Source organism: Enterobacter cloacae complex sp. P12RS (assembly GCF_014895875.1).
Taxonomy (GTDB): domain Bacteria; phylum Pseudomonadota; class Gammaproteobacteria; order Enterobacterales; family Enterobacteriaceae; genus Enterobacter; species Enterobacter bugandensis.
In genome coordinates, this window is record NZ_JADBQO010000029.1 from 21,535 (window position 1) to 43,682 (window position 22,148).

Genomic DNA, 22,148 nt, shown 5'->3' on the forward strand with positions numbered 1-22,148 from the left:
AATGCGTAAGCAGTGGCTGGGTATCTGCATTGCGGCAAGTTTACTTGCGGCCTGTACAAGTGATGATGGTCAGCAACAGGCAACCGTCGCGCCGCCGCAGCCTGCGGTGTGTAATGGCCCAATCGTTGAAATTAGCGGTGCCGATCCCGTTTATGAACCGCTGAATGCCAGCGCGAATCAGGATTACGAGCGCGACGGCAAAAGCTACAAAATTGTGCAGGATCCGTCCCGCTTTAGCCAGGCTGGCTTTGCCGCCATTTATGATGCTGAGCCGGGCAGTAACCTGACGGCATCGGGTGAAACATTTGACCCAATGCAGCTGACTGCGGCGCACCCGACGCTACCTATCCCTAGCTACGCCCGTATCACCAACCTGGCGAACGGCCGTATGATCGTCGTGCGTATTAACGACCGCGGCCCGTACGGTAATGACCGGGTGATTTCCCTGTCCCGCGCGTCTGCCGATCGCCTGAATACCTCGAACAACACCAAAGTTCGCATTGACCCAATTATCGTGGCGCAGGATGGTTCGCTCTCCGGGCCGGGAACCGCGTGTACCACGGTGGCGAAACAGACCTATGCCCTCCCCGACCGCCCAAATCTGGACGGCGGCATGGGAAGCGTCTCCTCGCCGGCAGAGCCTTCTCAGCCGGCGGGAGAAATACGCCCAATCAGCAATGACACGCTGCAAAGCGATGATGCCACTGGCGCACCGGTAAAAAGCAGCGGCTTCCTTGGCGCACCAACGAACTTAGCCTCGGGCGTGCTGGAGAGCAGTGAGCCGACGCCAGCCCCTGCTGCCGCCCCCGTCGTGCAGCAGCCTGCCCCGGTAACGGCTCCGGTCACGACCCAGAGCGCAGCCGTTGCCGCTCCCGCAGCAGCCAGCGGCGGCTTTGTCGTCCAGGTGGGCGCAGTGAGCGATCGGGCCCGTGCCCAGCAGTATCAGCAGCGTCTAAGCCAGCAGTTTGGCGTGCCAGGACGCGTTGAGCAAAACGGCGCGGTCTGGCGTATTCAGATGGGGCCGTTTGCCAGCAAGTCGCAGGCGGCATCCCTGCAGCAGCGTTTGCAGAGCGAGGCACAGCTGCAGTCCTTTATCGCTGTTACGAAGTAATTAATCGGCGGTATCCGAAATGTCAGTTTGTGTAAAACACATTCACAAACTCATGCTTAAAGTCGGATGCCTGCCTGAATAGCATTTGCTATAGTAAGGCACTTTTTTTAATTCCATCACGGATGTCGTAGTTCTGACCATGAAGACCACTTTTTCTGCTCGTTTTGTGCAGCGCATGGCGCTGACCACGGCCCTTTGCGCGGCTGCACTCTCTGCAGCTCATGCTGATGACCTGAATATCAAGACCATGATCCCTGGCGTTCCGCAAATCGACGCGGAATCCTACATCCTGATCGATTACAACTCTGGCAAAGTGCTGGCAGAACAGAATGCCGATGCCCGCCGTGACCCGGCCAGCCTGACCAAAATGATGACCAGCTATGTCATCGGCCAGGCAATGAAAGCCGGTAAGTTCAAAGAGACGGATCTGGTCACCATCGGCAACGATGCGTGGGCTACCGGGAACCCGGTTTTCAAAGGTTCCTCGCTGATGTTCCTGAAACCAGGAATGCAGGTTCCGGTTTCTCAGTTAATTCGTGGCATTAACCTGCAGTCCGGTAACGATGCCTGCGTGGCCATGGCCGATTTCGCCGCCGGTAGTCAGGATGCGTTCGTGGGCCTGATGAACAGCTACGTAAATGCCCTGGGTCTGAAGAACAGCCACTTCCAGACCGTACACGGTCTCGATGCAGACGGTCAGTACAGCTCCGCGCGTGATATGGCGCTGATTGGTCAGGCGCTGATCCGCGACGTACCTAACGAGTACTCTATCTACAAAGAGAAAGAGTTCACCTTCAACGGCATTCGTCAGACCAACCGTAACGGCCTGCTGTGGGATAACAGCCTGAACGTTGACGGCATCAAAACCGGCCACACCGACAAAGCCGGTTACAACCTGGTGGCCTCTGCCACTGAAGGCCAGATGCGCCTGATCTCTGCCGTGATGGGCGGTCGCACCTTTAAAGGTCGCGAAACCGAGAGTAAGAAGCTGCTCACCTGGGGCTTCCGTTTCTTCGAAACCGTGAACCCGCTGAAAGCAGGCAAAGAATTTGCTTCTGAACCCGTCTGGTTCGGCGATAACGATCGTGCTTCTCTGGGCGTGGATAAAGACCTCTACCTGACCATTCCACGCGGTCGTATGAAGGATCTGAAAGCAAGCTATGTGCTCAACACCACCGAACTGCATGCCCCGCTGCATAAAAACCAGGTGGTGGGTACCATCAACTTCCAGCTGGACGGTAAAACGATCGATCAGCGTCCACTCGTGGTATTGGAAGAAATTCCTGAAGGCAATTTCTTCGGCAAAATCATTGATTACATTAAACTGATGTTCCATCACTGGTTTGGCTAAAAATCGAACACTTGAAAGTGTGATTTTGATCCCCATATACTAAGTATCCTGATAACTCCCACCTGACGTGGGAGTTATTCTTTTTGACGTTACGCCGGAGCTGACATGAAAACCAAACTTAACGAACTGCTTGAATTCCCTACCCCGTTTACCTACAAAGTAATGGGTCTGGCGAAACCTGAGCTGGTTGATCAGGTGGTTGAAGTGGTACAGCGCCATGCGCCGGGTGACTACTCTCCGTCAGTAAAACCAAGCAGCAAGGGCAACTACCACTCGGTTTCTATTACCATCACTGCCACACATATCGAGCAGGTTGAGACGCTGTACGAAGAGCTCGGCAATATCGAAATCGTTCGTATGGTGCTGTAGTCCCTTTGCGGTTACCCGGTTTACCGGGTAACCCCTCTTCCCCGCTGTGATATACTCCCCCTCATCTTTTGTTTCTCGTCTTCGGAGACGCGTTTTGTATCAGGATAAAATTCTGGTCCGTCATCTCGGGCTGCAACCTTATGAGCCTGTCTCTCAGGCTATGCACGAGTTCACCGATTCACGCGATGACACAACCCCTGATGAGATTTGGCTGGTCGAACATCTGCCGGTATTTACGCAGGGCCAGGCGGGAAAAGCGGAACACTTATTAATGACGGGCGATATCCCGGTGATCCAGAGCGATCGTGGCGGACAGGTGACTTACCACGGTCCGGGTCAGCAGGTCATGTACGTCCTGCTTAATCTGAAGCGCAGAAAGCTTGGCGTACGTGAGCTGGTGACGTTACTGGAACAGACCGTCGTCAACACGCTGGCGGAGTATGGTATTGACGCGCATCCACGTGCCGATGCGCCGGGCGTCTACGTTGGCGATATGAAGATCTGCTCTCTGGGGCTACGTATTCGTAAAGGTTGTTCCTTCCACGGTCTGGCATTGAATATTAATATGGATCTTACGCCTTTCCAGCGCATAAACCCCTGCGGCTACGCCGGCATGGAAATGACGCAAATGCGCCAGTGGGTCGATACCGCTACGCCAGAAAATATACGTCCCGTGCTTCTGAAGAATGTGTTAGCACTACTTAACAATCCCCCGCACGAATATATCCCTGCTTAATATATCATCCAGAATGGCTCGATAATTTGACGGGCCACTGTTTATTTACCGCTTTTACGCTTTACAATAATCCGCAGATTCTATATTTTCGAAGCGCCCGAATATTGCCCTTACATATTATTTAGCCTCCGAACAGCACGGCATACACAGGCTAAGTAACGTGAGTGATAATCACACAACTGTTTGTTTTTGATAAACAAGTGGAACAAAAGCAACACTTTACGAATCTCTACAAGCATAATAAATAAATTGAACTATCATTCATGTTGTGAATGTATACGGAGTGAAAGCGTGGAGTATAATAATTTACCAGCCAAACGCCTGAATGACCCTGGTGGCGAAGATAAGCCGCAAATTTTTCGGACTTTACGTAATATTGATCTCAATTTACTGACTATTTTTGAGGCAGTATATGTCCATAAGGGTATCGTTAATGCTGCGAAAATTCTTAATCTCACGCCATCGGCAATAAGTCAGTCAATTCAAAAGCTACGGGCTATATTTCCCGACCCCTTATTTATCCGTAAGGGCCAGGGCGTCACGCCAACGGCCTATGCGACACATCTCCACGAATACATCAGCCAGGGGCTGGAGTCGATTCTGGGTGCGCTGGATTTAACCGGAAGCTATGACAAACAGAGAACCATCACCATCGGCTGCTCCCCTTCTGTCGGCGTGCTGGTGATGCCCGCGATCTTCCAGGCCGTGAAAGAGCATGCGCCTCAGCTTCTGCTTCGCAATGTGCCTCTTAACGAACCTGACGTTCAGCTTGCTCAGTTCCAGACGGACCTGGTCATCGAAAGCGGCAGCTTTAGCGCCCGAGCGCTGGGGCAAAATGTGCTTTACGCCGATAACCTGGTGCTGGTTTGCCGCAGGCAGCACCCCGTCCTCAGCGAGCCGTTATCCATTGAAAACCTGCGCAACTACGACCACTCGTCTTTCATGACCGAAGGACAGTCTAACCACGCTCTGCGTCAGCGTATTGACGAAATTTTCCCGGAACGTCAGATCAGTTTCAGCAGTTACAATATGTTCACCACCGCATCCCTGATTGGCAGCAGCGATATGCTGTGCATCATGCCTTCACGCCTGTATAACCTGCTGCGGAAATGCTGGCCGCTGGAGAGTATTCCGCTTAGCCAGCTCAATGCAGAATCTATCGAGATTTCACTGCATTACAACAAGCTCAGCTTGCGCGATCCGGTACTGGAAAACGTCATCCGCATTATCCGTCAGGCCTTCTGACAGAGCGTACCCGTACACGTCCCTGCCGCTCGCAGGGCAAAAGGCACAAAACAACAACTATTTTACAAATTGGCGACCTGGCAGGCTGCTTTAACGCCCCTATAAATGATATACTGCCTGTCGTTCGTTCAAAAATAGTTGATAAATACAACATTCCCTTGAATTGAAACGCTTTCCTTCGATATTCGCAACTGGAACACGCACGCTATGAGTAAACCCATTGTGATGGAACGCGGTGTTAAATACCGCGATGCCGATAAAATGGCCCTTATCCCGGTTAAAAACGTGGCTACAGAGCGCGAGGCGCTGTTAAGAAAACCGGAATGGATGAAAATCAAACTTCCGGCAGACTCTTCGCGTATCCAGGGGATCAAAGCGGCGATGCGTAAGAATGGCCTTCACTCTGTTTGTGAAGAAGCCTCTTGCCCGAACCTTGCTGAATGTTTCAATCACGGCACCGCGACGTTTATGATTCTGGGTGCCATCTGTACCCGCCGCTGCCCATTCTGCGACGTGGCGCATGGCCGCCCGGTGGCCCCCGATGCCAACGAGCCGCAAAAACTGGCGCAAACCATCGCCGACATGGCGCTGCGTTATGTGGTTATCACCTCCGTTGACCGCGACGATCTGCGTGATGGCGGTGCTCAGCACTTCGCTGACTGCATTACTGCCATTCGCGAAAAAAGCCCGAACATCAAAATCGAGACGCTGGTTCCTGACTTCCGCGGCCGTATGGATCGCGCGCTGGATATCCTGACCGCGACGCCGCCAGATGTGTTTAACCACAACCTGGAGAACGTTCCGCGTCTTTACCGTCAGGTGCGTCCGGGAGCCGACTATAACTGGTCTCTGAAGCTGCTGGAGCGCTTTAAAGAAGCACATCCGCATATCCCGACCAAGTCAGGTCTGATGGTTGGTCTGGGTGAAACCAATGACGAAATCATCGACGTCATGCGCGATCTGCGCCGCCACGGTGTGACCATGTTGACGCTCGGCCAGTATCTGCAGCCAAGCCGTCACCACCTGCCGGTACAGCGCTACGTGAGCCCGGATGAATTTGACGAGATGAAAGCCGAAGCGCTGGCGATGGGCTTTACCCACGCGGCTTGTGGTCCGTTTGTTCGTTCTTCTTACCATGCGGATATGCAGGCGAAAGGCGAAGAAGTCAAATAACGCCGTAATATTCATTTACAGTAATGCAAAAAAACCGGCCTCATGAGCCGGTTTTTTTTCGCAAGCCCTCAGGCATTGCCGTTACTCTTTGTGGGAAAGCTTCTCTGCCGGGATGTCGTCAGCGCTTTTCTTCGCGGCTGCGTCATCGTCGTTCATCGCTTTCTTGAAGCCTTTGATGGCAGCCCCCAGGTCACCACCCAGCGTGCGTAACTTCTTGGTACCAAACAGCAGGACGACCAGTGCGGCAACCACCAGCAGTTTGGTAATACTAATCTCACCCATAGATACCTTCTTTACTTAAAACAGGCTGCATTCAGCGCCAAAACCCGATCGTATTAACGGTCATTTGGCGCGTGCACACAATAGCAATCTGTAACAAGGTGAATCAAGCATTGTTGAAAAAAACATCACAATAATTGCGGTGGCGCAAAGCGACGGTTGCGAAGAACAGGTAATTGCTGACGCGCAAGCGCAACTCTTTCTAAAATTATCTCCGCCATCAGCAGAACCGGCGCTTCTGCGGCGGCGGCAATCGTCACTCCCAGGGGATCAACCACCCTGCTCTGCCCGATGTTTTTATTGCCGCACTCCCCGGCGGCAACAATATAACAGGTCGTGTCCAGCGCGCGTGCCGCAAGCAGCGTAGCCCAGTGTTGCTCTTTTAGCGGCCCCTTAACCCATGCGGCAGGCAATACCAGTACATCCGCGCCCTGCAGCGCCAGATGCACCGCCAGCTCAGGGAATCGCAGGTCGTAGCAGGTCATCAACCCCACCTTAAACCCGTCGATATCAATGAGCGGTGGGACGACCTCTCCCGGATCAACGCGTCGCGACTCCTGGATGCTGAACGCATCATAGAGATGAAGCTTGGCGTAGCGCGCAACAATGGCACCGTCACGGATAGCCACCAGCGTATTCACTGCGCGACCCGGCGTTGAGGGAACGTGCACGGTTAATACGGTGGTCATCGTACTGCCTACGCTCTGGGCGAGCAGCTGTTGTAAAAATTCGCCGTCAAGGGCCTGTGCGGACTTCACGGACAAATCCGGGTCGTTATCATCCCTTGCCAGCAACGCCTCAGGAAGCACCAGCAGCGACGCGCCTTTCTGTCGGGCCTGTATCATCAGGTTAACGCACTGCACTGCGTTAACCCGCCAGTCAGGCGTGACCGCAAACTGCCCTACCGCAACATACATATTTGTCCCCTCATTATAAACAGCGTTAAACTCGCTACTCTTACACATCAAATAGCAGGTATTTAGCGTGTTACAACTCCTTTTAGCTGTTTTTATTGGTGGAGGCACGGGGAGCGTTGCGAGGTGGTTACTGAGTATGCGGTTTAATCCCCTGCACCAGGCGATTCCATTAGGAACGCTGGCCGCCAACCTGATTGGTGCTTTTATTATTGGTATGGGACTGGCCTGGTTTAACCGGATGACGCACATCGATCCTATGTGGAAGGTGTTGATTACCACGGGCTTCTGCGGCGGTTTGACCACCTTTTCAACCTTTTCCGCGGAAACGGTTTTTCTCTTTCAGGAAGGTCGTATCGGCTGGGCGCTGGTGAATATCGCGATCAACATGATCGGATCTTTCGCGATGACGGGGATCGCATTTTGGCTTTTTTCCTCTGTAAGCACGCATTAACTGCCGGAGCGTTAATGTTGGCTTAATTTTTCTCTGTCACTCTGAAGGCAATACTGAACGAGGGTGACAAATGAAACAGAGTCTGATGAGCGCAGGCATGGTGTTGTTGAGCGTACTGATCGTGGCCAGCTTCCTGAAAATTTACCTGCTTGGCTGATTCATAACGAAAAAAACCCGCTCAATGAGCGGGTTTTGAAATTCTTGCTGACGCGTCTGAATTACAGAGCGATTACGTTAGCAGCAGAAGGGCCTTTGGCACCGTTAGTGATTTCGAACTCTACACGCTGACCTTCAGCCAGAGTTTTGAAACCATTAGACTGGATTGCAGAGAAGTGTACGAACACGTCTTTGCTGCCATCTTCAGGAGTAATGAAACCGAATCCTTTGGACTCATTAAACCACTTAACGTTACCTTTAATCTTAGACATCAAAATTACCTTTACATTAAAAAACGACACAAATGCTGTGTCGGTTACCAGTACATCAATTGTGGGACCTTTTGTCCAGCGGATCTTTGACAAAAAGTGACTAAAGTCGCGTTAATTTTCACTGACAGATTTTTATCGCTTACGAATCAACGGCTGCACGTTTTTTCACCACCAGGTAATGTTTTGTCAGTTAAAACTGAAAACGCATCCAGGCGAAGTAAACGTTACCGTTGTTATACGTTCCCGGAATGTAGGTCATCTGGAACGTTGCAGGGCCGTAACCAACAGAGGCCAGAGGCAGCAATACGGGGATCGGAATGTACTTCCAGTTGTCGCGCGCGGTCACCCCGGCGGTATAGCCCAGACCAACGTGGAAGTTCTCATCCGCCAGCGGGCGCCAGGTTTTTTCCCAGCCGTAGCCGCCAATCGGTTCCCACTTGTTAAAGGAGTCTTTGAAGGCCATCAGATAGATGCCATGCCAGTTTCCTTTATCATCCCAGCGCGACTGACCAAAACCCGCTCCCCAGGGACGCTCGTTGTATTTATCCGTTTTCTCTTTGTCGTAAGCAAAGCGCGCATGCCACGTTATTGCCGGGACATAGAGATCATAATGTTCAGGCGCTGACCAGGTCTGCGAAACATTATCCGTAAAAGTAGAGAACCAACCTTTATCCGTCGCGTTGTTCTCTGCCTGTGCAACAGAAGAAAACGTTAACTGGCCAATAATAAACAATAAAATAGAGAAAAAAGTATTACGTACAATCACAATGCAATTACCATTCTTGATATTCGAGGCAAAGTTTAACATAGAATAATTGAACCAAGCCTTAACGGCATCACCCCTACTCTTAAATATCAGGACGCTTTTCGGGAATATTCTTAAAGCTGCGTTCTCCTTATCACGAATAAACCCACATCATGTACGCCTAATGTCTGTTAACCGTCTCCAGTACTAACAGGCCAGACCACACAAAAGTTTAACATTTTGTTATCATTACATAGACATGTTACGCTGTCTTTGCCGGTCAAGATCCTTATGACATAAATGCCTTAGCCATGGCAAAAACGCTGTTATGCTGTTCGTTAGTCGTCTGTTTATTGATTTTAATCAGCAAGGGCGGGCCATTAATTCGGCACATTTTCATCCTTCATTTTTATATTAATTTTTTATATCTCAGGGCAGAAAGACACAGGGGAAATCATGCTTACATTTATCGAACTCCTAATTGGGGTCGTCGTCATTGTGGGTGTAGCTCGCTACATCATTAAAGGTTACTCAGCCACGGGCGTTTTATTTGTCGGTGGTTTAACGCTGCTGATAATCAGTGCAGTAATGGGTCATCAGGTTTTACCTGCCAGCGCAGCCAGCACGGGCTACACCGCCACGGATATTGTTGAATATATTAAAATCCTGCTCATGAGCCGCGGTGGCGATCTGGGTATGATGATCATGATGCTGTGCGGTTTTGCAGCCTATATGACCCATATCGGCGCGAACGACATGGTTGTGAAGCTTGCCTCGAAACCCCTGCAGTACATTAACTCGCCGTATCTGTTGATGGTTGCCGCCTATTTCCTCGCCTGCCTGATGTCGCTGGCCGTTTCATCGGCAACCGGGCTTGGCGTACTGTTAATGGCCACGCTGTTCCCGGTGATGGTGAACGTGGGGATCAGCCGTGGGGCAGCGGCGGCAATTTGCGCCTCCCCGGCGGCCATTATTCTCTCCCCGACGTCAGGAGACGTTGTGCTGGCGGCGAAAGCAGCCGAAATGTCGCTTATCGACTTCGCCTTTAAAACCACGCTGCCGATCTCGATTGTCGCCATTGTGGGAATGGGTATCGCGCATTTCTTCTGGCAGCGCTATCTCGATAAGAAAGAGAACATCAGCCATGAAATGATGGATGTAAGCGAAATCACCACCACAGCGCCGGCGTTCTATGCCATTTTGCCGTTCACGCCAATTATCGGCGTGCTCATTTTTGACGGGAAATGGGGCCCGCAGTTGCACATTATTACTATTCTGGTTATCTGTATGCTGTTAGCCGCTGTGCTGGAGTTCGTGCGCGGTTTCAACACCCAAAAAGTCTTCTCCGGCCTTGAGGTCGCGTATCGCGGTATGGCAGATGCGTTTGCTGGCGTGGTGATGCTGTTGGTTGCAGCAGGTGTCTTTGCCCAGGGTCTGAGCACGATCGGCTTTATCCAGAGCCTGATCTCCATCGCCACCTCGTTTGGCTCGGCCAGTATTATCCTGATGCTGGTCCTGGTGGTACTGACCATGCTGGCGGCAATGACCACCGGTTCCGGGAATGCGCCATTTTACGCCTTCGTTGAGATGATCCCTAAGCTGGCTCACTCGTCCGGTATCAACCCGGCTTATCTTTCCATTCCCATGCTCCAGGCCTCAAACCTGGGTCGTACCATCTCGCCTGTCTCAGGCGTGGTGGTGGCGGTCGCCGGGATGGCCAAAATCTCGCCGTTTGAAGTGGTGAAACGCACGTCAGTGCCGGTGCTGGTTGGGCTGATCATCGTCATTATTGCTACCGAAGTGCTGGTTCCCGGCGCCGCCTAAGTGAAATTCCTGATTACCTAAAAGCGCCTGCGGGCGCTTTTTGTGCTTTAATAACCCACAAAAATGAATTGCGCACAACCAATCAGGAAATCACATGTTCAGGAAGGATATCGTTATCCCGTCTGGCGCAGTAGCGCTTGCACTCAGTCTCTTCTCAGCACAGGCCGACCCCCTCAAGGCCACGCAGTACGGCGATTTCGATCGCTATGTGCTGGCTTTATCCTGGCAAACGGGATTTTGTCAAAGCATGGTCGAGCGTAATCGCAATGAACCGGATGAATGTCGTCTGCAAAAAGAGCGCGACAATAAAACCGATTTTCTGACCGTTCACGGGCTATGGCCCGGCCTGCCGAAATCCATTGCCGCACGCGGCGTGGATGAACGTCGATGGATGCGGTTTGGCTGCGCCACGCGCCCTATCCCGAACATGCCGGAAGTGAAGGCCAGCCGCAAATGCGCAGCAGCCGAAACCGGGCTGTCGCTTTCCGGCGCGGCTAAGCTGAACGAGGTCATGCCGGGCGCGGGTGGAAACTCCTGTCTGGAACGTTACGAATATGCCAAACATGGCGTCTGCTTTGGTTTTGATCCCGATGCCTATTTCGGCACCATGGTGAGAATGAATCAGGAAGTGAAAAACAGCGCCGTCGGTCATTTCCTTGCGGAAAATTACGGTAAAACCGTCAGACGGAGTGATTTTGACAACGCCGTTGCCAAAAGCTGGGGCAAGGAAAATATCAAAGCCTTCAAGCTGACCTGCAACGGTAATCCGGCGTATCTGACCGAGATGCAAATTTCACTCAAAGCAGACACCATTAACGCCCCGCTTTCTGCGACATCCTTTGCTCCGCAGCCGCATCCAGGCAACTGCGGAAAACAATTTGTCATTGATAAGGCCGGTTACTGATCGCCCACCACCGGTCGCACCATGTCAAACCGGTGTTCGTCACTGATGCCATAGTAAGCCGTCGGCCCACCCGCACGCAGGATGGGCTGCGCTTTCGCCGTCTGGTATATCCCCTCTTCCAGCAGCGTTTCGGCAATATGGATCCCGACCACTTCTCCCAGCACCAGCCAGGTATCCACCGGCGTACCGTCGGCGCCGGTAAGCTGAATACACTGAGACAGGCGGCACTCAAAGTTGACCGGGCTTTCCGCCACGCGAGGGGCGCTCACCAGCTGGCTTGCTGCAGGCGTTAATCCGGAAAAGGTAAACTCGTCCTGGTCGTGAGGCAGCGTGGCAGAGGTCTGATTCATCGCTTCCGCAAGATCGCGCGTTGCCAGATTCCAGACAAACTCCTTTGTTTCAACAATATTACGCACGCTGTCCTTCCAGCCGTTGCTGGAAAAGCCAATGATCGGCGGGCGATAGTTAAAGCAGTTGAAGAAGCTATACGGCGCAAGGTTGAGCTGACCGGCCTGGTCGCAAGAGGAGATCCAGCCAATCGGACGGGGGCCGACAATGGCGTTCAGCGGGTCATGCGGCAGGCCATGCCCCTGAGACGGTTGGTAGAAGTACATAGCGCTCTCTCGTTGGTAAGGGCTGCGGCGAATGATGTTTCGCGCAGCGCCCGGGTTCAGAACATACAGCGTAACGCAATCCGCCAGGAATGAAGACTGAATAAATTTCAGTGAAAATTCATATGGCACATGAATGTGACCTTCATCACTTCAAACTTGCGCGTTCAGCCAGTATCATCGGGAGAGTTAAACCCTCGCTGCCAGACGGCGAGGGTTTTCTTTTGGAATGGTTTCTGCGTTAGACGCAGCATTAACGACATGGAGTAAAAAATGTCCAGACCTACAATCATCATCAACGAGCTCGACGCAGAACGTATCGACAGGCTGCTGGAAAAAGCAGAATTCGCCTCACTTCCGGTGGCCGATGCCCTGAATGAGGAACTCGACCGGGCGCAGATGTGCACGCCTGAGACGATGCCGCATAACGTGGTCACCATGAACAGCCAGGTGAAATTCCGCAACCTGACCACCGGTGAAGAGCTGACCCGCACGCTGGTTTACCCAGCCCAGATGACGGACAGCAGCGCGCAACTTTCGGTTCTTGCGCCGGTGGGGGCCGCACTGCTGGGGCTGCGCACGGGCGATACCATCCACTGGGACTTGCCGGGCGGTGCCTCCACCCATCTGGAAGTGCTGGAGCTGCTCTACCAGCCAGAAGCCGCGGGCGATTACCTGCGTTAATGTCATTCTGAATAAACGCGACCCGCGTTGCACAGAGGATGCGCCTGCATCCTCTTTCCGCAAATTCACCCGATTTTCCTGTATCGCGCTAAAAGGCCTTAATCCACGCTTAATCTGTTGTGATGCTGCGAGGATGGACATGTGTGAGATACTGGTTATCACACTTATTTTTCTGATTATTGTGGCGATCATCGTCACGGCCGTGCTCTACCTTGAACGCCACAAGTAAGCGCGTATTCTTACACCACTCCGCCCGGGAACGCATTCACCAGGCCCTTAACTTTTTGCTCAGCGGCCTCAGGCGTTTCCGCGCCGGGCACCAGAATCACCTTGCGGCACTCCTCCTCCCGTTTTTCGAAAATCTTATAGGCACGTTCCGCATCCGCCAGGGGGAGATAATGCGTCACAATCTCTTCCGGCGTCAGCAGCCCTTTTTCGATCAGCGGTAGCAGTTCGCCCAGCCAGGCGTGGACGTGCGTCTGGCCCATCTTAAACGTCAGCCCTTTATCGAAGGCATCCCCAAACAGGAAGCCATGAATAAACCCGGCATACACGCCGGGTACGCTGACCACCCCGCCGCGCCGGACGGCAGCGATACACTGACGCAGCGCTTTGCCGCTGCTGCCCTCGATTTTAAGGTTGCTGAGGATCGTCTCCGTGGTGCTGCCCTTGGCTTCGAACCCGACGGCATCAATGACGGCATCGACACCCCGCTGCCCGGCGGTTTGCTCGATTATCTTTTCCGCCGCGTCGTTATCATCATCAAAATTGATGGGGATAGCACCGTAGCGCGCCTCGGCAAACCGCAGCCGATAGGGGTGATGGTCGATAACAAAAATCTGCTCAGCCCCTAACAGCCGCGCGCAGGCAATCGTCAACAACCCCACCGGACCGGCACCGAAAACGGCGACGCTGGAACCTTTTTCAATCTGCGCATTTTTTGCCGCCTGCCAGGCGGTGGGTAAAATATCAGAAAGAAACAGGGCCTTATCATCGGAGAGCAGTTGCGGCACCTTAAACGGTCCGACGTTGCCTTTCGGCACGCGCACATATTCCGCCTGTCCTCCCGGCACGCCGCCGTAGAGATGGCTATAGCCAAACAGCGCTGCCGGCGCGGGAATTTGCTTTTTGTTCAGCGCAGCGCCCTGCCCGGCATTGGTATTCTCACAGGCAGCGTACTGCTGCAGACGGCAAAAGAAGCAGTCACCGCAGGCGATGACAAAGGGGATCACCACGCGATCGCCTTTATGCAGGTCCTTTACCTCTCGACCGCACTCGACGATCTCGCCCATAAATTCATGTCCAAAAATGTCGCCGTGCTGCACCTTTGGGATCTTTCCACGATAGAGATGCAGGTCGGAGCCGCAAATCGCCGTGGCCGTGACGCGCAGGATGATATCGTCGGGCTGTTCAATGATGGGATCGGGGACATTCTCAACGCGAACATGGTGCGGACCGTGGTACGTGAGTGCTTTCATGCGACCTCCGAAAGGTTTCAGGTAAGTTTATAAAGGGTAGCTACCCCTGAAAGTCTGCCGGGAAATACGCGCCTTTTGAGATTTATCCTGGCGAGAGAGGAAAAGTGCCGAAGCGCTTACAGAAACCATTCATATTTTGTGGTTGAATGTATCCAGCGTTTATAAACAAGGAGAAACGGTTATGTATAAGACAATCATTATGCCGGTTGATGTTTTCGAAATGGAACTGAGCGACAAAGCTGTTCGCCACGCGGAATTCCTCGCGCAGCAGGACGGAATTATTCATCTTTTACACGTCTTACCGGGCTCTGCCAGCCTGAGCCTGCACCGCTTTGCCGCCGACGTGCGTCGCTTTGAGGAGCACTTACAGCACGAAGCCGAAACGCGGCTGCAGACCATGGTCGGGCATTTCAGCATCGACCCTTCCCGCATCAAAACCCACGTCCGGTTCGGTAGCGTGCGCGATGCCGTCAATGAACTGGCCGCGGAGCTGAATGCAGACGTGGTGGTGATCGGTTCACGTAATCCTTCCATTACCACTCACCTGCTGGGGTCGAACGCCTCCAGCGTGATCCGCCACACCCATATTCCGGTGATGGTGGTCAGGTAAATACCAACAAAAAACCCCGCTTTCGCGGGGTTTTGTTTATCAGTACAGGTGACCAATATTGACGATGGTGCTGACGGTATCGCCGAAGAAGGTCAGGCGGCTGAGCACCACGCCCACCAGCAGGAGCGCAAACACCGCTTTCTGCATCGGCTGGCGCTTCAGCGATAACGCGCCACCCACAACGCAGCACAACAGGCTGCCCAGATAGAGCGGCGAGCTTAACCAGGCGTGAGCGGTCATTTTCATGATGGTACCGCCGCTGAGCCACATCACCGGCGCGGCAATCAGCAGCGCCATCAGGGCGATAATCCCCTGGCGCAGCGCGGCGTTTGATCCTTTCAGCCCGAGCAGCGGCGTTGCGGCACAGCCCATCACCCAGACCGTCGCAAAGAACAGCATCATGGTGATGCCGTTGGCAATGGCCTGCATCGCCGGTGCCGCGTAGGTCATTCCCTGCACCACCACCAGCAGGATCCCGAACAGGGATGCCAGCAGCGCTGCGCCTTTGTTTCCCTTACTCAGGAAGGCCAGCCCAATCATGGCGCCGTACAGGGTCGCGCCCAGAATTTCGCGGCTCAGCCAGGCATGTTTCAGGTTAATCAACGCGTTGTATGCGTGTTCCGGGTGCGCCAGATGCAGCACCGCGGCAATGGAGGCTACGCCCAGAATCAGCCCGGTAATCAGCCAGTGAAGGCGGGTGCCATGCACTTCACCACGCAGCGTGCGCCAGGTCAGGAGCAGCGTCATCCCGACGGACATCTGGCTCAGCACGGTAAAAATCACCAACGGCAGTTCGTACTTTTCCATTATTTATCCCCCGGCTGTTTTGGCTGACGGGCCAGAATGAAGCGCGTACCCGGATTAAGCTGAGGCATCTTCGGGAAGCCCGGCGGATACTGCACGGCATTGTTCGGCAGCGGATCGGCATCCAGATCGATAATCGACAGGGCACCGACCGGACACGCGTTCACGCAGGCCGGGGCCATACCGATATCGAGACGTTCATAGCACATGCTGCACTTCTCCGCCTTTTGCGTCTCTTCATTGAAGCGTGGCGCGCCGTACGGGCAGTTACGGATGCAGTTTTTACAGCCGATACAGCGTTCAGGGTTATGGACCACCACGCCGTCATCACGTTTGGTGTAGGCTTCCACCGGGCACGCCGCCAGACAGGCCGGGTTTTCACAGTGGTTACAGGCCAGCGAGAAAAACGCGCGCTCCTCATGCGGATAAATTTCTTTATCCAGCGGATAGACATAGCGCCAGAAGCGATCCGGCTCAAGCTGGTTAAAGCTCTTGCAGGCCATGGCGCATCCGCGGCAGCCAATACATTTATCACTGTTCACTAAAAATGCGCGTCTCATGCGTCTGCTCCTTCACTCGCGATAAGGGCAATGTCGACAAACTGGCTGTGGATCGCCGCGCCAGGCGCGCCGGTTGCCATCTTGCCCATATCGGCTGGCGTATCTTTCACGACGTTCTGCACGTTGTACTTAAGCTTGTTAAACCAGGACTCATACATCACCAGGAAATCTTCCGGCACGTTGGTGGTGATCTTCGCCCGCAGCTCCACTTCGCCCACGTCGTTAAACACGCGGACTTTCGCCAGCTCGCGAATCCCCTTCTTGTGCGCGGCGGCTGGGTGGATATAGACAAACGGCTCCGGCCAGAAGACCTGCATCCAGTCGAGGTTGACGAACTGAGAGTGGAGGCCGTACTGCAAATGCGGAGTAAACAGATGGAACGGCAGCTTGCCCTCCGCGGCAGGCAGATACTCCGGCAGCGCTTTATGGCCGTTCTTTTCACACAGCTCGGAGAGGAACTCATACTTGCCCGATGGCGTTTTAAACTTGCGGTCGTGCCAGGCCGCCGAGCTGACCATTTTGGCTTTCACCGGACCATCCAGCAGATCGTCCCAGGAGCGGATGCCGAACTGCTTCGCCATGCCCTCATTGAACTCAAGGTCGAGCCATTTTTTCTGGTCAATGTCCTGCGGGAAGGTACAGGAGCCCGGCTCCATTTTGTTGATGGTACGCGAGAGCAGCACGGCAATATCCAGATCGCTCTTGCACTCGTACATCGGTTTAATGGCCGGTTCATTCACCGAAAGCCAGTAATGCCAGTAAGACGACGACAGGTTCCAGTGCTCAAAGGTGGTGGTCACCGGCAGCACAATATCGGCATGCTGCACCGTCTCGTTGAAGAACTGATCGACGCAGACCACCATCTCCAGCTTGCTGAAGGCTTTTTCCATTTTGTTGCGGTCAAAGTCCTGCGCGAACGGGTTCTTGCACGCCACCCACAGCATACGAATGGGCGGATCGTTGGCATCTAGAATGCTCTGCGCGGTCTGGTTCAGGTTCAGCGCGCGGTCGGAATAGTGGCTCTTTTCGCCGCTGTCGCTGACGAACTCCCCTACCGGGCCGCTTTCTCCCACCATGCCAACAGATCCGACCGGTGGCTTCTGCGTCATCGCATGATAGTTGTAGCCCCAGGTCTGCAGATGGCCGTAGCGGGCACCGCCGCCTTCCACACCGATGTTGCCTGTCATGGCAACAAAAGCGTCAATGGCGCGCACGTTCGCCCCACCGTTGACGTGGCGCTGCATCCCGTAGCCGATCCAGACGGTGGCAGGTTTTACCGCGGTGAACTCTTCCGCCAGGTGGCGAATCACCTCTGCCGACAGGCCACAGATTTCAGATGCCCACTCCACGGTGATATTGCTGCGCAGATACTGTTCAAATTCCGGGAAACCGTGCGCGAAGTTGTTCACAAACTCCTGGTCGACGCGGCCAATATCCAGCAGGTGCCGCGCCATTCCCAGCGCCAATGCGCCGTCCGATCCCGGGCGCACGCGCAGATACAAATCGGCTTTCGCGGCGGTTTGCGAGAACAGCGGATCAATGACCACCACTTTCGCCCCTTTCTCACGCGCCTGATAGATGTACTTCATGGTATGCATGGAGCACCAGGCCGGGTTTGCGCCCCAGATAATGATGTATTTGGCTTTCACCAAATCTTCCGGGTCGTTACACCACATGTCGCCCATGTCGTAGTGCTGGGCATCGATCCCTGCTGGCCAGCATGGCGTACCGGCGAACCGCGTGGTGTAACCGAGAGAAGACATCATCCCCTCTACGGCATAACTCATCACGCCCAGGTTGCCGGAGTATTTCGACAGCGCCAGGCCGAGCATAGACCCGTCTTTCTTTTTAATCTCCAGCATCTTGCTGGCAATGCGCTGCATGGCCTCATCCCAGGAGATGCGACGCCATTTACCGCTGCCGCGCCCATCCTGGATCATCGGGTATTTAATACGGTCCGGGGAGTAGACCCGGCGCGGGTAGGTCAGCCCTTTCACACACGGGGCACCGTGTGTAAACGTGGACTCGCTTGCCCCGTCAACGAAGGTGATGACGTCATCTTTGACCCAGGTTTTTAAGCTGCAGGTGTCGTAGCAGTTACGCGGGCAAGCGTTACGGAAAATTTTGTAGGTTTTTGGGTTAAACGGAATGGGGGGCTGTGCCATGGCACATCGGGATGATAATAGTCCGCCGGGTAATGCGGCAACGGTACCCAGCGCAATCAGTCCTTTTAAAAAGGAGCGCCGGTTTAGCTGCCCTTTATCAATACTCATAATATTACTCTCGTTTTTAATTCATCAAACCAATTAGTCATCTGCAACGCGAGACATTTAATTGCGGTTGTTTTCGCGCAATCCTTTATTTTTGCAATAAATGCGGGGAGCCATAATTCAAGATGCCCCTGCACAAAGCGGGCAAGTGCGTCATGATATTGCGGCGAATGTCTGGCATGCGCGGAGAGCATCACCACCAGCTCCATTTCATAGCTGACGTGATCGTCGGGAACGCTATTTTCCCCGGTCACAAAAAGCCCGATGCTGCGCAGGAATTCGCGTACGCTCAGCGTTGTAGCTCCCATCAGCAGAGGCTCTTCGCCCAGATACACCGAGGCATAAGGCGGCGCCAATAGCGTTGCAGGGCCGACAAACAGAGCGTTGAAATCATACTCAACCTCTAACGCCTCATCCTGCTGCCAGGTTTCACTTTCCGGGAATAAAGGATGTAACGAAGCGCATCGCGATGCCATGTCCGCCGCGTTAAAGAAATCACGAAACATCAATCCCTTTATTTCAAATGGGGTTAACGTCTCATATATTGAAGAAGTGGATGTATCTTTGTCATTCATATTAAATATAAATATTTATCGCTATAAAAAACGACAAGATATTATCAGCAGGCTTATTATTTTCTTTGATCGAAGCAGGTAAATACCGCATGAAGGGGTTAATAACGAGGATAATTGAGGGTAAAAAAATCTAAAAAAAAGCCACCTCATAAAGAGGTGGCTACTGCAGGTATGTCTTACTTTCTTTTATTATGCGGTTTTGGTGCGGATCAGGTAGTCAAACGCGCTCAGGGACGCTTTTGCACCTTCGCCAGTCGCGATGATGATCTGCTTGTACGGCACGGTGGTGCAGTCGCCCGCGGCAAATACGCCCTTCACGCTGGTTTCACATTTCGCATCGATGATAATCTCGCCCATGCGGTTGCGCTCAATCGCGCCTTCAAGCCAGGTGGTGTTCGGCAGCAGACCAATCTGTACGAAGATCCCCGAAAGCTGAACGCTATGAACGTCGCCGCTTACGCGGTCACGGTACTCCAGACCGGTCACTTTGCTACCGTCGCCCTTCACTTCCGTGGTCTGCGCATTCAGCACGATGTCGACGTTTTTCAGGCTGCGAACTTTATCCTGCAGCACCTGGTCGGCCTTCATCTCAGGCGCGAACTCCAGCAGCGTCACGTGTTCAACAATCCCCGCCAGGTCGATAGCCGCTTCCACGCCGGAGTTACCGCCGCCGATCACCGCCACCCGTTTGCCTTTAAACAGCGGGCCGTCACAGTGCGGGCAATAGGTCACGCCTTTGGTACGGTATTGATCTTCGCCCGGCACGTTCATGTTGCGCCATTTTGCCCCGGTGGCAACGATCACGCTGCGAGCTTTCAGCACCGCGCCAGAGGCGGTTTCAATCTGGTGTAAGCCCCCTTCCACCGCCGCCGGAATCAGCTTGCTGGCGCTCTGGCTGTCGATCACATCTACCTCGTAATCGCTGACATGAGCCTTCAGCGCACCGGCCAGCTTCTGACCTTCGGTTTTTGGTACGGAAATGTAGTTTTCAATATCCACGGTATCCAGCACCTGTCCGCCAAAGCGTTCGCCCATAAGACCGGTACGAATACCTTTACGTGCAGAGTAAACCGCTGCCGCCGCGCCCGCAGGGCCGGAACCGACAATCAGCACATCGTACGCATCGCGTTTGTTCAGTTCTTCCGCCGCGCGTTTTTCCGCGCCGGTATCCACTTTGGCGACGATTTCCGTCAGCGTCATGCGGCCCTGGCCGAACTCCTGACCATTCAGATACACCGCCGGAACACCCATCACGTTGCGATCGGTGATCTCATTCTGGAACGTACCGCCGTCAATCGCCGTATGCTTGATGCGCGGGTTCAGAACCGACATCAGGTTCAGCGCCTGCACCACGTCCGGACAGTTGTGGCAGGAGAGCGAATAATAGGTTTCAAATTCAAAATCACCCTCGATATCGCGGATCTGCTCCAGCAGCGCCTGCGCTTCTTTTGACGGATGACCGCCGGTCCACAGCAGCGCCAGCACCAGTGAGGTAAATTCATGCCCCAGCGGAGAGCCGGCAAAACGCGGTCCCTTGTCCGAGCCCGGGTTAGTAATCAGGAAAGAGGGTTTACGAACCGCAAGCGAATTGTCTTCTTTGAAGGTCACTTTCGGCGACAGTTCAGCGATCTCTGCCAGCAGCTCTTTGATTTCTGCCGATTTCGCGCTGTCGTCCAGCGTGGCAATCAGCTCAACGGGTTTAGTCAGTTTCTCAAGGTAGGCCTTGAGCTGGGTTTTCATATTGGTGTCGAGCATAGTTCTTCCCTCTCTTAAGACGTCATCATGCAAGCTGCCTTTGCGGGCGGCCTGAATGCAACTTGCATCATGGTGCTGGAATGAAATGGGCGCAGGGGGCGCCCATTGATTACCGGATGGTGAAAACTTAGATTTTACCGACCAGGTCCAGGGATGGAGCCAGGGTCGCTTCGCCTTCTTTCCATTTAGCCGGGCACACTTCACCTGGGTGAGAAGCCACGTACTGAGCCGCTTTCACTTTACGCAGCAGGTCAGAAGCATCACGGCCGATACCTTCAGCGGTAACTTCGATAGCCTGGATAATGCCCTGCGGGTCAACCACGAAGGTTGCACGGTCGGCCAGGCCTTCATCTTCACGCATGTTGTCGAAGTTACGGGTCAGGGCGCCAGTCGGGTCGCCGATCATCGCGTATTTGATTTTCGCGATGGTTTCAGAGCTGCTGTGCCACGCTTTGTGGGTGAAGTGGGTATCGGTAGACACAGAGTAAACGTCTACGCCCAGCTTCTGCAGTTCGTCGTAATGGTCAGCCACGTCGCCCAGTTCGGTCGGGCAAACGAAGGTGAAGTCAGCCGGATAGAAGAAGAAGACGCTCCAGCGACCTTCGGTATCTTTCTCGGTTACTTCAATGAACTCACCGTTTTTGAACGCCTGGTTTTTGAAAGGTTTAATTTTAGTGTTAATCAAAGACATCTGTACTTCCTCCGTGTTTTCGTTGAGAGCTAAGGTAACCAACTTTGCTCATCGGGGCTAATGCGTATGCTTTATCAAATCAATCAGCCAAACCTTACAACTTCAACAAGACAGCAAGGTGAACCTGCTGCGGTACCCCAGAAAGTATAAAGGCCGCCTCAACGGGCGGCCCTGATACCTGAATTCCCCGCAGGTACATTCAGTGCCAGCCGAGGCTGGCGTTGCGTTGCGCTCTACATACCTTGTATCAAGGTCGTAACAGCAGGTTGATTACACCACCAGCCCCCATCGAGAGCAATCCATCAAAAGCGCGTTCCTGCCTATGGCTGTGATAGGTTTTGACTGAGAGAAATACATTACGCTCGTAAATTAACTTTACGTAATCAATTTACGGCAATATATAAATGTCAACATTTATTAAATTGAACCCAGCCCATTCAAAGATAAAATTATCTTAATCTCACATGTAATTCTATTTAAATAATCCGATGGCGTGATATATTAAGATAACTTAAATAACACTTTAAGTTAGTTAACCACAAGGATTGTAAATGGTTAGCTTTAATCTATAGTTATC

At 53.3% G+C, this 22,148-nt stretch carries 24 protein-coding genes; 12 read left to right on the forward strand and 12 right to left on the reverse strand.

Going from position 1 to position 22,148, the window contains the following annotated elements:
- Nucleotide 1 precedes the first annotated feature (1 nt).
- The 6 genes from rlpA to lipA all read left to right on the forward strand — a co-directional run bounded on the left by rlpA (nt 2) and on the right by lipA (nt 5,985).
- Complete coding sequence (gene rlpA, locus IM284_RS16855; RefSeq protein WP_047367728.1) at nt 2-1,111, forward strand: endolytic peptidoglycan transglycosylase RlpA; 1,110 nt, start codon at nt 2-4, stop codon at nt 1,109-1,111.
- Nucleotides 1,112-1,250: 139 nt separating this feature from the next.
- On the forward strand, nt 1,251-2,462 hold the full coding sequence (dacA, locus tag IM284_RS16860) for a D-alanyl-D-alanine carboxypeptidase DacA (protein ID WP_028012336.1): 1,212 nt from the start codon (nt 1,251-1,253) through the stop codon (nt 2,460-2,462).
- Between the two features lie 105 nt (nt 2,463-2,567).
- Nucleotides 2,568-2,831, forward strand: a complete 264-nt coding sequence (gene ybeD, locus IM284_RS16865; protein ID WP_003858718.1) for a DUF493 family protein YbeD — start codon at nt 2,568-2,570, stop codon at nt 2,829-2,831.
- A gap of 94 nt (nt 2,832-2,925) precedes the next feature.
- Nucleotides 2,926-3,567 carry a lipoyl(octanoyl) transferase LipB gene (gene lipB, locus IM284_RS16870; protein ID WP_047367727.1) on the forward strand — a complete coding sequence of 214 codons (642 nt, stop codon included), beginning with the start codon at nt 2,926-2,928 and terminating at the stop codon, nt 3,565-3,567.
- 291 nt (nt 3,568-3,858) lie between these two features.
- The gene (locus tag IM284_RS16875) at nt 3,859-4,812 is read left to right on the forward strand and encodes a YbeF family transcriptional regulator (RefSeq protein WP_047367726.1); all 954 of its coding nucleotides are present in this window, start codon (nt 3,859-3,861) and stop codon (nt 4,810-4,812) included.
- 207 nt (nt 4,813-5,019) lie between these two features.
- Entirely contained in the window at nt 5,020-5,985 is a 966-nt protein-coding gene (gene lipA / locus IM284_RS16880; RefSeq protein WP_028012333.1) for a lipoyl synthase, read from the forward strand.
- Between the two features lie 81 nt (nt 5,986-6,066).
- On the opposite strand, the gene tatE is transcribed toward lipA, so the two are convergent.
- Both tatE and IM284_RS16890 read right to left on the reverse strand, forming a co-directional pair.
- Nucleotides 6,067-6,267 carry a twin-arginine translocase subunit TatE gene (tatE, locus tag IM284_RS16885; RefSeq protein ID WP_028012332.1) on the reverse strand — a complete coding sequence of 67 codons (201 nt, stop codon included), beginning with the start codon at nt 6,265-6,267 and terminating at the stop codon, nt 6,067-6,069.
- Between the two features lie 125 nt (nt 6,268-6,392).
- The gene (locus IM284_RS16890; RefSeq protein WP_047367725.1) at nt 6,393-7,181 is read right to left on the reverse strand and encodes a deaminated glutathione amidase; all 789 of its coding nucleotides are present in this window, start codon (nt 7,179-7,181) and stop codon (nt 6,393-6,395) included.
- A gap of 67 nt (nt 7,182-7,248) precedes the next feature.
- Between IM284_RS16890 and crcB the strand changes: the two genes are divergently transcribed.
- Nucleotides 7,249-7,632 carry a fluoride efflux transporter CrcB gene (crcB, locus tag IM284_RS16895; RefSeq protein WP_041910922.1) on the forward strand — a complete coding sequence of 128 codons (384 nt, stop codon included), beginning with the start codon at nt 7,249-7,251 and terminating at the stop codon, nt 7,630-7,632.
- 218 nt (nt 7,633-7,850) lie between these two features.
- Here the strand turns inward: crcB and cspE are convergent, their stop codons facing one another.
- Nucleotides 7,851-8,060, reverse strand: a complete 210-nt coding sequence (gene cspE / locus IM284_RS16900; RefSeq protein WP_002439184.1) for a transcription antiterminator/RNA stability regulator CspE — start codon at nt 8,058-8,060, stop codon at nt 7,851-7,853.
- A 190-nt stretch (nt 8,061-8,250) separates the two neighbouring features.
- On the reverse strand, nt 8,251-8,868 hold the full coding sequence (gene pagP, locus IM284_RS16905; protein WP_080339189.1) for a lipid IV(A) palmitoyltransferase PagP: 618 nt from the start codon (nt 8,866-8,868) through the stop codon (nt 8,251-8,253).
- Nucleotides 8,869-9,261: 393 nt separating this feature from the next.
- Here pagP and dcuC point away from each other — a divergent pair, with 393 nt between their 5' ends.
- Nucleotides 9,262-10,629, forward strand: a complete 1,368-nt coding sequence (gene dcuC / locus IM284_RS16910) for an anaerobic C4-dicarboxylate transporter DcuC (RefSeq protein ID WP_028012328.1) — start codon at nt 9,262-9,264, stop codon at nt 10,627-10,629.
- Between the two features lie 94 nt (nt 10,630-10,723).
- On the forward strand, nt 10,724-11,533 hold the full coding sequence (gene rna / locus IM284_RS16915; RefSeq protein ID WP_047367724.1) for a ribonuclease I: 810 nt from the start codon (nt 10,724-10,726) through the stop codon (nt 11,531-11,533).
- Here the strand turns inward: rna and IM284_RS16920 are convergent.
- Nucleotides 11,527-12,147, reverse strand: a complete 621-nt coding sequence (locus IM284_RS16920; RefSeq protein ID WP_047367723.1) for a flavin reductase family protein — start codon at nt 12,145-12,147, stop codon at nt 11,527-11,529. The genes rna and IM284_RS16920 overlap by 7 nt on opposite strands.
- Nucleotides 12,148-12,417: 270 nt before the next feature.
- Between IM284_RS16920 and rnk the strand changes: the two genes are divergently transcribed.
- Both rnk and yldA read left to right on the forward strand, forming a co-directional pair.
- On the forward strand, nt 12,418-12,828 hold the full coding sequence (gene rnk, locus IM284_RS16925; RefSeq protein ID WP_028012325.1) for a nucleoside diphosphate kinase regulator: 411 nt from the start codon (nt 12,418-12,420) through the stop codon (nt 12,826-12,828).
- 139 nt (nt 12,829-12,967) lie between these two features.
- Nucleotides 12,968-13,057, forward strand: a complete 90-nt coding sequence (yldA, locus tag IM284_RS23675; RefSeq protein WP_274620971.1) for a small membrane protein YldA — start codon at nt 12,968-12,970, stop codon at nt 13,055-13,057.
- A gap of 10 nt (nt 13,058-13,067) precedes the next feature.
- On the opposite strand, the gene IM284_RS16930 is transcribed toward yldA, so the two are convergent.
- Nucleotides 13,068-14,306 (reverse strand): zinc-dependent alcohol dehydrogenase, encoded by a 1,239-nt coding sequence (locus tag IM284_RS16930; RefSeq protein WP_047367722.1) that lies wholly within the window; start codon nt 14,304-14,306, stop codon nt 13,068-13,070.
- 181 nt (nt 14,307-14,487) lie between these two features.
- Here IM284_RS16930 and uspG point away from each other — a divergent pair, with 181 nt between their 5' ends.
- On the forward strand, nt 14,488-14,916 hold the full coding sequence (gene uspG, locus IM284_RS16935) for a universal stress protein UspG (protein ID WP_028012323.1): 429 nt from the start codon (nt 14,488-14,490) through the stop codon (nt 14,914-14,916).
- 39 nt (nt 14,917-14,955) lie between these two features.
- Here uspG and IM284_RS16940 read toward each other — a convergent pair whose 3' ends face one another.
- The 6 genes from IM284_RS16940 to ahpC form a co-directional block, all read right to left on the reverse strand.
- Nucleotides 14,956-15,723 carry a DmsC/YnfH family molybdoenzyme membrane anchor subunit gene (locus IM284_RS16940; RefSeq protein WP_041910926.1) on the reverse strand — a complete coding sequence of 256 codons (768 nt, stop codon included), beginning with the start codon at nt 15,721-15,723 and terminating at the stop codon, nt 14,956-14,958.
- Entirely contained in the window at nt 15,723-16,280 is a 558-nt protein-coding gene (locus IM284_RS16945) for a 4Fe-4S dicluster domain-containing protein (protein ID WP_028012321.1), read from the reverse strand. The genes IM284_RS16940 and IM284_RS16945 overlap by 1 nt, the downstream gene beginning before the upstream one ends.
- Complete coding sequence (locus IM284_RS16950) at nt 16,277-18,553, reverse strand: molybdopterin-dependent oxidoreductase (RefSeq protein ID WP_047367721.1); 2,277 nt, start codon at nt 18,551-18,553, stop codon at nt 16,277-16,279. Before IM284_RS16950 ends, IM284_RS16945 begins: the two co-directional genes overlap by 4 nt.
- On the reverse strand, nt 18,550-19,056 hold the full coding sequence (locus IM284_RS16955) for a molecular chaperone (RefSeq protein ID WP_052954313.1): 507 nt from the start codon (nt 19,054-19,056) through the stop codon (nt 18,550-18,552). Before IM284_RS16955 ends, IM284_RS16950 begins: the two co-directional genes overlap by 4 nt.
- Before the next feature lie 258 nt (nt 19,057-19,314).
- The gene (gene ahpF / locus IM284_RS16960; RefSeq protein WP_047367719.1) at nt 19,315-20,880 is read right to left on the reverse strand and encodes an alkyl hydroperoxide reductase subunit F; all 1,566 of its coding nucleotides are present in this window, start codon (nt 20,878-20,880) and stop codon (nt 19,315-19,317) included.
- A 127-nt stretch (nt 20,881-21,007) separates the two neighbouring features.
- Complete coding sequence (ahpC, locus tag IM284_RS16965; RefSeq protein ID WP_008501015.1) at nt 21,008-21,571, reverse strand: alkyl hydroperoxide reductase subunit C; 564 nt, start codon at nt 21,569-21,571, stop codon at nt 21,008-21,010.
- Nucleotides 21,572-22,148: the final 577 nt, after the last annotated feature.

Bases quoted from the DNA above. Each gene is read 5' to 3' on its own strand.
- rna (WP_047367724.1), top strand. From the start codon at position 10,724: ATGTTCAGGAAGGATATCGTTATCCCGTCTGGCGCAGTAGCGCTTGCA.
- IM284_RS16950 (WP_047367721.1), bottom strand. From the start codon at position 18,553: ATGAGTATTGATAAAGGGCAGCTAAACCGGCGCTCCTTTTTAAAAGGA.
- ahpF (WP_047367719.1), bottom strand. From the start codon at position 20,880: ATGCTCGACACCAATATGAAAACCCAGCTCAAGGCCTACCTTGAGAAA.
- IM284_RS16940 (WP_041910926.1), bottom strand. From the start codon at position 15,723: ATGGAAAAGTACGAACTGCCGTTGGTGATTTTTACCGTGCTGAGCCAG.
- tatE (WP_028012332.1), bottom strand. From the start codon at position 6,267: ATGGGTGAGATTAGTATTACCAAACTGCTGGTGGTTGCCGCACTGGTC.
- pagP (WP_080339189.1), bottom strand. From the start codon at position 8,868: ATGTTAAACTTTGCCTCGAATATCAAGAATGGTAATTGCATTGTGATT.
- dacA (WP_028012336.1), top strand. From the start codon at position 1,251: ATGAAGACCACTTTTTCTGCTCGTTTTGTGCAGCGCATGGCGCTGACC.
- IM284_RS16955 (WP_052954313.1), bottom strand. From the start codon at position 19,056: ATGTTTCGTGATTTCTTTAACGCGGCGGACATGGCATCGCGATGCGCT.
- cspE (WP_002439184.1), bottom strand. From the start codon at position 8,060: ATGTCTAAGATTAAAGGTAACGTTAAGTGGTTTAATGAGTCCAAAGGA.
- yldA (WP_274620971.1), top strand. From the start codon at position 12,968: ATGTGTGAGATACTGGTTATCACACTTATTTTTCTGATTATTGTGGCG.
- IM284_RS16945 (WP_028012321.1), bottom strand. From the start codon at position 16,280: ATGAGACGCGCATTTTTAGTGAACAGTGATAAATGTATTGGCTGCCGC.
- IM284_RS16930 (WP_047367722.1), bottom strand. From the start codon at position 14,306: ATGAAAGCACTCACGTACCACGGTCCGCACCATGTTCGCGTTGAGAAT.
- uspG (WP_028012323.1), top strand. From the start codon at position 14,488: ATGTATAAGACAATCATTATGCCGGTTGATGTTTTCGAAATGGAACTG.
- rlpA (WP_047367728.1), top strand. From the start codon at position 2: ATGCGTAAGCAGTGGCTGGGTATCTGCATTGCGGCAAGTTTACTTGCG.
- dcuC (WP_028012328.1), top strand. From the start codon at position 9,262: ATGCTTACATTTATCGAACTCCTAATTGGGGTCGTCGTCATTGTGGGT.
- lipA (WP_028012333.1), top strand. From the start codon at position 5,020: ATGAGTAAACCCATTGTGATGGAACGCGGTGTTAAATACCGCGATGCC.
- rnk (WP_028012325.1), top strand. From the start codon at position 12,418: ATGTCCAGACCTACAATCATCATCAACGAGCTCGACGCAGAACGTATC.
- ybeD (WP_003858718.1), top strand. From the start codon at position 2,568: ATGAAAACCAAACTTAACGAACTGCTTGAATTCCCTACCCCGTTTACC.
- IM284_RS16920 (WP_047367723.1), bottom strand. From the start codon at position 12,147: ATGTACTTCTACCAACCGTCTCAGGGGCATGGCCTGCCGCATGACCCG.
- ahpC (WP_008501015.1), bottom strand. From the start codon at position 21,571: ATGTCTTTGATTAACACTAAAATTAAACCTTTCAAAAACCAGGCGTTC.
- IM284_RS16890 (WP_047367725.1), bottom strand. From the start codon at position 7,181: ATGTATGTTGCGGTAGGGCAGTTTGCGGTCACGCCTGACTGGCGGGTT.